The sequence below is a fragment of the Bacillus sp. ISL-47 genome (assembly GCF_018613175.1).
Classification (GTDB): Bacteria; Bacillota; Bacilli; order Bacillales; family Cytobacillaceae; genus Cytobacillus.
In genome coordinates this window covers 1-8,098 of record NZ_JAGGQS010000018.1, presented here as the reverse complement: position 1 = coordinate 8,098, position 8,098 = coordinate 1, and the positions used below count along the sequence as shown (strand labels likewise).

The following is an 8,098-nucleotide window of genomic DNA, read 5'->3' as shown; positions in this document are numbered from 1 at the left end:
ATGGAGCTGCTGGATCTTTGTTATTGGACCAATTAATACCCTCTGTATTTTATTTTTCTACAATTCTAGTTATTTTTGTAATTCAGTTCATCTTAATTATAATCACAAGCTTTTTCATATGGGTTATCCGGATTAAAATAGCTATAGTTAGGGACAGAATTAGTATAACCAGCGAAATCCTCGCACCAAGTTTCACCCGTGTACGGATTATAGTAGTAATAATAATCCACTTTATAATCTCCTAAGGTTTTATAAGTATAGGTTTCCCTCATAACATCTAGCTCATTATCACCTACAGCCCTAACTTCTTTCCCTTGGACAATAAAACCACTACTTAGTGAAAAGAGACCCAACATCAACAACATTAAAAATTTCCTCAAACCCATTCCTCCCCTGTAATTTATCTATACAACAATAAACTAACATTTTTTCCATAAATTTATAGTTTTTAACAAAAACAGTAAAAATATACCATTAATTTTTAAAGAAAAAAACATCCCTAACCAAGTTTAGGGATGTTCTGAAGGGACAAGATTTAAGTTTATTTATTTTGAATATTAATTGAATCTATGATCCATCTTTTATCAACTAAATTACATTTTAAAGTTACTTTTTTATTTATTATAGTATCATACCAGCTAACCTTTATTTTTTTTCTTTCAAGATGCTCAATAACTACTTCTTCTGCTTCTTTAAGAGAGCCCATTGCAAACTCTATCTTCTTTCCTTCTATATCCTTTTCATAATTAATGTTTTTCTTATGGAGGACTTCCCATGAAGATAATACTTCTCCTAAAGCTGAGCCACTATAGTAGTTATTCAGTAATTCGTATGCTTCTTTACTTGTTTTAATTCCCGATCTTTCAAAGGTATCAGGTATAATAAGAATCGCTGCCTTTTCCATACCTACGCTAATATCACTAATGACTTTTTCATCTTTATAAAGAGAAGCAGATTGATAAGAAAGAAGTCCAAATAATAAACCAAACATAAGGAAGAAAGAAGCAGCAAAAGCTATTAAATTTGCAGTTTTCCTATTTAAATCCCCAAGGGTTTTCTTCTTTTTGAGTGTCCTTTTTCCACTAAATCTTATGATTTCATTTAGCATTTTCTCTTTTTTGTTGTTACTTAAATTAAAGCGTGGAAACTTGCTATCTAAATTAAATTCTTTTTCAAACTGATTCATCTCTTAGAACACTCCTTTCAAAATAAGAATCCTTTAATTTCTTTTTGGCACGGTGGTAATTTAAACGAATACTATTTTCGGTCCAACCCGTCACAGTAGCAGTTCCCGTTACACTAAGTTCTAGTATCCCCCTAAGGATCACCACTTCCCTATATTTTTGGGGGAGTTTGTTTATATGACAATAAAGCTCTGCAATCTCCTCATTTTCAATAAAAATATCTTCTGGAGAAACATATTCATCCTTTTTTCTTATTTTTTTTAAAATTAATTGTAAACGGCTTAAACGTCTAGATTGGTCAATCGCTGTGTTACGTGCTATTTTGATTAACCAGGTTTTTGGGTTCGAGTTCCATTCAAAGTTCTCCAGATTATTTAGAGCCTTTATAAACACCTCTTGAAGAATATCCTCTGCATCTGTGTTGCTAGAATAATAAATAAGGAAGTTATATATATCATCTGCATAGAGTGAATACCATTCTTGAATAATCTTGTTTCCGTTCATAATCTTCCTCCTTCTCTTACCTTATAGACGATTAAAATCGAATTTTATTTCTTCTTATTGGATAATTTCCTGGTACTGTTGGGTTAGAAGCTGTCAAATCCAAGGACACTAAATTGATTAACTTGAACGGGAGCACCCTCTACAAGTGTTTTATTAATGCTGTTATACAACAAACGTTGTTGTAATACTGAAAAAGTCTTTAAGCTTAAAAGCCCTTTGCAGGCCTAGTTTGCGTTTCAACTGACTTTACTTACTTAACTATTCCCCCCAAAATAATAACTCTTAGAAGACCCTTCAAATCGCTCACAAAAGGATTCACCATGACGCTTTTGATCTTTTTATAGAAAAAACCAATTATCTCTTCGTTTTCAAAACCTCAAAAGTCCATACTAACTAACTTATTTAATTTAATTTACTCTATCCATACGTCTTTGGCCTGCGACGACTTTAGAGTACCAGAAGACCTCGTCATGCTTGTATTTTGGCAGGGCGAGGTCTTCTGGTGGTTACGAAAAAAGGAGGAGCCGGCCTAAACTTCTATTCTAATAAGGATATGGTGCGAATTTTGACCATAAATATAAAAGATATTGATTTTGTTTTTATTTTTAGTATGATTTGCGTTTTTTATTGTAAGTTTAAGTCTATTAAATACAACTATGACCTCTCACGATCTGTTTTGTTGTTTTACTAATATATATTTTATCTTGTTTTATCTTGTTTTATCTTGTTTTCGGAAGGGTATGAAGCCAGTGGTACCAAGGGTTTGAAGGTCCTAAATATAACAAAAATGGTGCTAACCATAACAAAAATGGTGCTAACCATAACAAAAATGGTGCTAACCATAACAAAAATGGTGCTTTAAATATAACAAAAATGGTGCTAACCATAACAAAAATGGTGCATGCATAACTTTTTCGGTGCTTAATATAACAAGAAAAAACTTTTGTTATATTAAGTTCTTTGGCATAATTAACCTAATAAGAGGATTGGGGGGAACTTTTTGCTATTAACCGAAAAAGTCGAGGCGAACAAAGATAATCTGGTCACCAAGTCCAATATGCTTATTGAGGCGAACTATAAGCTCGGGGTAGTGGAACAAAAAATTATACTTTGCCTGGCCAGTAATATTCACCCGGCCGATTCAGACTTTACAACATATACATTGCCAATTAAAGAGTTTACACACCTCCTTGGGTTAAAAGGGACTCCTAAATATACCGAGTTAAGAAGGATAACTAAAGAACTGATGCAAAAGGTATTTGAAGTTCGGATAAGCAGAAAAGTGATCCAGGTTTCCTGGCTGAGTTATGTCGCTTATAACGAAACGGAAGGAACCATCGATATCAGGTTTGATCCCTTTTTAAGGCCTTACCTTTTAGAGCTCAAGAGAGAATTCACCAGTTATAAGTTAGAGAACGTAGTGAAATTGAAAAGTTCTTATGCTATCCGCCTTTATGAACTGTTAAAGCAGTACGAGAGGCTGCAGGAAAGAATGTTTTATCTCTGTGAGCTCCGAAAAATGCTTGGTGCAGAGGATATATATCCAGCCTACGGGAATTTCAAGCAGCGTGTTTTAGTGCCTGCACAAAAAGAGCTTGAGAAGAAAACAGATATCTCTTTCCAGATTGAAGAAATTAAAGCAGGACGAAAAGTAGAAAAAGTAAAGTTTATTATTCAATCGGTTAAGAAAAATAAAAGTGAACAATTAACACTTTTTGAAGAAAATTTAGAGGAGTTTAAGTTTTCAAGCACCTTTGCTGCTAGAGTAAAAAAATTAGGTTTGAGGATGGGAACTAGCATATCAGATAAAACCATTAAGAATTGGGAGAAATTTGGACAAGATTATGTTCTTTTACTAATGGAGAAAATTCAGGAAAGAACAGATATTGAGAATCCTGTGGCATACATAACGGCTGTTCTGAATGCATCGCCAATGGAAGCTGACTCTCAATCAGCAGCCTCGGAAGAAAGTGTTCCCCTTCTGCATTTAATCAAGTATTTCCGAAGGACAAAAGAACTGATGCCTAATTGGTTTATTGAAGATAAAGCAATAGAAGAACTGCAGTCCCATTTTAATATGGAACTAGAGGAAGCCAAGATAAGATTTGGAGAAATCCAGGCAGAGTTATTTAAAGTACTAGGGGTGATTGACCGTAATCCTAAGAATGATGTGGGAAAGAATAAAAAAAGAAGTGTAAAGGAGATTGTAGAACAACTGCAAAAACATAATTAGAAGAAATAACATTTTTGGTGCTAGAAGTCACTCGGAATTAGTTCCGAGTGACTTTTTCTTATTCATCGGCTGCAGTCCAAGCTCTCCTCTTAATGTGTCGGCGAAATTTTTATCTATATATTCCTTTACAAAACGATCGCGTGCTCTTAAGTCTTCTTCCTTCCTAAACCACCCTGTTTTTCTAAATCGACCTTCCTCCGGTTTTGTAGCCCACATCTTGAGGGCTTCTTCCTCCAAATGGGACTCCACTCTTCTTTTAACAACCATTTCCTGAAACATTTCTTCTTTTTCTTCTTCTGGAGATTTCGGTTTTGGAAGCTGTTTCAGAAGGCTCTCGTAATGACGCTTAATCTCTTCTGATTGGGCAGCAGCAACCTCCTCAAATGTGCCTTTGAACTCCTCTATAAGCTTTGCCTTTAAGGTATCTATGTCAACAATTTGTGGTACATTTGTGGACTCCTTGAATTGAGCCGGGAAAGGTCTTAATTCAAATTCATTTTTAATTTCGTTAAATATGGCACTCAAAGACCATTTCTCGTTTCTCTTCCTTTTGATAAAAATAGCCAGTTCCAAATCTAAGCTTTCATATACTTTTTCATTGGAATCTTCTGTTCGGGAAACATAATGAATTTGCTCTTCTTCTAATTTTTTAAACCATCCATCGACGGTGTTAATGTGTAATCTCTTCTCTTGAAGTACATATTTGATTTCTTCAACAAAATCGCTTATTTTCCAGTACAACTACCTCACCCTTTGTAGATTATATGTGGATCACAAAAAATATGTAGACCATAAAACGTGGAGTACATATAGTTAACATTCTACATATAGAATACATTTCCCTTTATAAAAATGGAAAGTCTGTAGGCCCAAATAAATCCTACATTTGAACTTGGAAACTTCCTAAAAACATTTTTATGGAAGTGTATCACTTGAAGAAGAGGTGTATATACTATGTATATACAAAGTGGAATAGGAAGTGTTACAATGGACTGGAAAGAAATGAATAAGGGTAAAGAGGTGGAAATTATGACGCTGGCAACAACTATTCAAAAATGGGGAAACAGTCTTGCTGTAAGGATTCCGAAGGATGTTGCTGAACGGGTTGAAATTCACCAGGGATCTGAAATAGAAATGAAAGTTATGGAGAATGAAGGAACGATCACGCTGGTTCCGAAAAAACAATCAAAGAAATACTCTTTAGAAGAACTTTTAGCACAGTGCAAACCGGAAAATCACCATGGAGAAATTGATTTTGGAACAGAGGGGAATGAGTTATTTTAATGTCAGCACCAGACCGCGGTGATCTTGTTTATGTGAATTTTAATCCGCAAACAGGCCATGAACAAGCAGGAAATCGACCTGGAATCGTTTTATCACCGAAAAATTTTAATGAAGCAACAGGATTCGCAGCTGTATGTCCAATTACAAACACCATAAGGGGATGGGGTTACGAAGTCAAGCTCCCCGAGGGCTTGGCTTTTCAAGGTGTTATCCTAACCGATCAAGTGAAAAGTTTAGATTGGCAGGCTCGTAATCTTCGAGTAAGAGGACACGCTCCTGAAGAAATTGTGAGCGATTGTTTAGCCAAGATACATACATTTTTATAAATAGGCAAACCCTCCGAAATTTTAGGAGGGTCTTTTTGTTTTACCATAACACACGTTCCATGAAGAGGTTTCAACAGTTACTCCTAGAGTTTCATTTTGTCGCTTATGCTAGTTACCTTGCTTTGCTTTAATATATTTGTCTCATTATCTTTGGCGATTATTTTTACTTCTTCTATTAGTGATTGCCTTAACCAAAAAGTATTCAGCACTGACGTTATAGCACCGAATATCAAAATTATTGCTATTTCCATTATTCGATTACTTCTTTTTTCCCACATAGAAGACACCCTCTTTACAATATTTGTAAAAATAGGTTGCGTTAAAGTAACTTAATTTATTCCATGTAACATAGTGGATATTAAGTTACTTTCATTTTGTTGAAAAGGATGGACTCTCCTGTTTTTCGTATGGTAAGCTCTTATTAGCGAAAATATGTTACATTCAAATGACTGATTTTGTTGAATTCAAATCAAGGAGAGAGCGAAATGGCAGCTGTGAAGCCAGGTATCAAAAAAGAGGAAATTAAAGATGTGCAGCCGATCCGGAATTATGACCAGATCACGGACATGAAATGGGCACTCAAACGATTTTGCGGGGAACGGGATTACATTCTGTTTCTCTTAGGGATCAATACCGGATTGAGAATCAGCGACTTATTGAATCTGAAGATCAAAGACGTGAAGAAGAAAAAGAAAGTGATCGTAAAAGAAGGAAAAACCGAAAAGCCCCGTACGATTCACTTAAACAATATCTATGACCAATTAAATGACTATATCAAGACACTGGAGGGCACAGAATGGCTGTTTCCGAGCCGAAAAGGGGACAAGCCCATTTCCAGAATACAAGCCTATAGGCAGCTTAATAAGGCCGCCAGAATGGTCGACATCACAGATGGAATCGGCACACACACCATGAGGAAGACCTTTGGCTACTGGTACTACAAAGAAACGAGGGACATTGCTTCCTTGCAAAGGATCCTGAATCACTCCCATCCTGAAATCACTTTAAGGTATATCGGCATTACGGATGAAGAAATTGAGAATAGCCTTTCCAAGTTTGTTTTATAAAAAACAGCAGCAGCCAAAATGGCTGCTTTTTATTTGACAACTTTATTCTCCCTGAAATCATGGGTAAGAACATCGAGGCCTCTTACAATTTTAAAAAGTTATTTAAATCAGACAATAGTGGAAAGAAATAACCTCAAAAAGCCAAAAGGTGATATAGGACATGATGAAGATCTTGCTAATGTTTCAGAGATGTGCAGACATATATTTTAAACGAGGAACCGTATAGAGTTCTTTTTACTTATTCCTAAACCTACTTGATATCAAATCTAATTAACATAAAGTAGCTTATCTACACTAAAAGGGGTAGTAACCAATATCAGCCGCAATACAGTAAATAAATCAAAAGGACTCTAACCTAAGGATGTTAGAGTCTTTGTCTACTAGGTTCCTATAATTAGTCATAATATTTTACGTTGTCAAGCCTCCCATATGACACGGAGTAATTCCCTCCATGTGTAGAGTAAAATTCTGCTTCACTTCCGTCTACCCATCCATCAATGCTTCTGACAACATAATCAAGAGAGTATGAAGAAGGATAGAAGTTCCAGCTTGTCACATAGTCGTCTCCAAAACTTCCGTCGTCCTCCCAAAGTTCAGCATAACCCTCTGGGTTTGAACCGTCTCCAGTTTGACCAGATACTGAATGGGCGGGTAAGCGGAACATATAGTCTCCTCCATGTGAGTGCCAGACAGTATCATACTGTGTGTTCCAATATTTATCCATTACCCAATATTCAGTACCTACTTGATCCCAACCACTCGTGTCTGTGTTTGCTGAAGCTTTGATCGTTCCAAAGTTGTTAATAAAACCTGTAATGGTTGCGTTAAAAGCTTTGTTGAAGGCTGTTTTTTTTCACTCTTTTTAGCTTTGTCCTTGTCCTTCATTATTTTAACAGGCTCATTGTCGGTCCAGCCTTTTTCCTTCTTGATTTTTTCAGCGTCTTCTGGGTTAGAAGCGTAAACCTCTACTTCAACCCCAGTAGCTTCAGATTTGTAAACTTTAAGCGGTTTTTCCCCTTGGTGAAACTCTTTTGCTGTCTGTGCTATCGTTTGACCGTCTACTCCATTAGCAGATACTTGTTCTATCGGACTTCCAGCTCCTAATAATACTCCAAGTGCCATTGCTCCTAGTCCGATTGTGCCGAATACTTTTTTCATATCCATTCCTCCCGTCTTTTGTGTAATTTATTTTTGACACTAACTATCCACTTTCAATAAAATTCCAACTAATTTACAAAATAACATATTGTGTAATATTTTCATATGGAAACTTTTACTGGTTGGGGTCCTTCCAAAGAAACGCCGAAAACATATGCTAAGGGTCTGTTCAAACTAAGGAATTACTTAACAAACTATCTTCAAATAATTTTGCAGGATTATCCCCTTTTGAACTTTCCAATATCTATTGAAATAAGTTTTTTTTACACAAGTGAATGTCTTAGTGTGCGCTTCGCTAAATGGTAGCTATACCTTTTATAACAATAACAAAGATCCAGCAGC

The 8,098-nt window shown here is 35.7% G+C and carries 10 protein-coding genes; 4 read left to right on the top strand and 6 right to left on the bottom strand.

All coding sequences use genetic code 11. The features are described 5' to 3' along the window. Positions 1-92: 92 nt before the first annotated feature. The 3 genes from J7I93_RS06310 to J7I93_RS06300 form a co-directional block, all read right to left on the bottom strand. On the bottom strand, positions 93-380 hold the full coding sequence (locus tag J7I93_RS06310; RefSeq protein WP_214724402.1) for a hypothetical protein: 288 nt from the start codon (positions 378-380) through the stop codon (positions 93-95). Between the two features lie 161 nt (positions 381-541). Further along, positions 542-1,186, bottom strand: coding sequence for a hypothetical protein (locus J7I93_RS06305; protein ID WP_214724400.1), 645 nt, complete (start codon positions 1,184-1,186; stop codon positions 542-544). Further along, positions 1,173-1,688: an RNA polymerase sigma factor gene (locus J7I93_RS06300; protein WP_214724398.1), complete on the bottom strand. Its 516-nt coding sequence runs from the start codon at positions 1,686-1,688 to the stop codon at positions 1,173-1,175. Before J7I93_RS06300 ends, J7I93_RS06305 begins: the two co-directional genes overlap by 14 nt. Positions 1,689-2,745: 1,057 nt before the next feature. Here J7I93_RS06300 and J7I93_RS06295 point away from each other — a divergent pair. Continuing rightward, positions 2,746-3,921: a replication initiation protein gene (locus J7I93_RS06295; protein ID WP_483297126.1), complete on the top strand. Its 1,176-nt coding sequence runs from the start codon at positions 2,746-2,748 to the stop codon at positions 3,919-3,921. A 27-nt stretch (positions 3,922-3,948) separates the two neighbouring features. Here the strand turns inward: J7I93_RS06295 and J7I93_RS06290 are convergent, their stop codons facing one another. Continuing rightward, positions 3,949-4,662 carry a MerR family transcriptional regulator gene (locus tag J7I93_RS06290; RefSeq protein ID WP_214724394.1) on the bottom strand — a complete coding sequence of 238 codons (714 nt, stop codon included), beginning with the start codon at positions 4,660-4,662 and terminating at the stop codon, positions 3,949-3,951. Positions 4,663-4,908: 246 nt separating this feature from the next. Between J7I93_RS06290 and J7I93_RS06285 the strand changes: the two genes are divergently transcribed. From J7I93_RS06285 to J7I93_RS06275, 3 genes are all read left to right on the top strand, one after another. Then, the gene (locus J7I93_RS06285) at positions 4,909-5,205 is read left to right on the top strand and encodes an AbrB/MazE/SpoVT family DNA-binding domain-containing protein (RefSeq protein ID WP_214724404.1); all 297 of its coding nucleotides are present in this window, start codon (positions 4,909-4,911) and stop codon (positions 5,203-5,205) included. Further along, a complete protein-coding gene (locus J7I93_RS06280) occupies positions 5,205-5,531 on the top strand; it encodes a type II toxin-antitoxin system PemK/MazF family toxin (RefSeq protein ID WP_214724392.1) in 327 nt (108 codons plus the stop codon). Before J7I93_RS06285 ends, J7I93_RS06280 begins: the two co-directional genes overlap by 1 nt. Positions 5,532-6,016: 485 nt before the next feature. Further along, on the top strand, positions 6,017-6,598 hold the full coding sequence (locus J7I93_RS06275; protein WP_214724390.1) for a tyrosine-type recombinase/integrase: 582 nt from the start codon (positions 6,017-6,019) through the stop codon (positions 6,596-6,598). Between the two features lie 394 nt (positions 6,599-6,992). Here J7I93_RS06275 and J7I93_RS06270 read toward each other — a convergent pair whose 3' ends face one another. Both J7I93_RS06270 and J7I93_RS06265 read right to left on the bottom strand, forming a co-directional pair. Next, on the bottom strand, positions 6,993-7,262 hold the full coding sequence (locus J7I93_RS06270) for a hypothetical protein (RefSeq protein WP_214724388.1): 270 nt from the start codon (positions 7,260-7,262) through the stop codon (positions 6,993-6,995). 77 nt (positions 7,263-7,339) lie between these two features. Beyond that, positions 7,340-7,756 (bottom strand): hypothetical protein, encoded by a 417-nt coding sequence (locus tag J7I93_RS06265; RefSeq protein WP_214724386.1) that lies wholly within the window; start codon positions 7,754-7,756, stop codon positions 7,340-7,342. Positions 7,757-8,098: the final 342 nt, after the last annotated feature.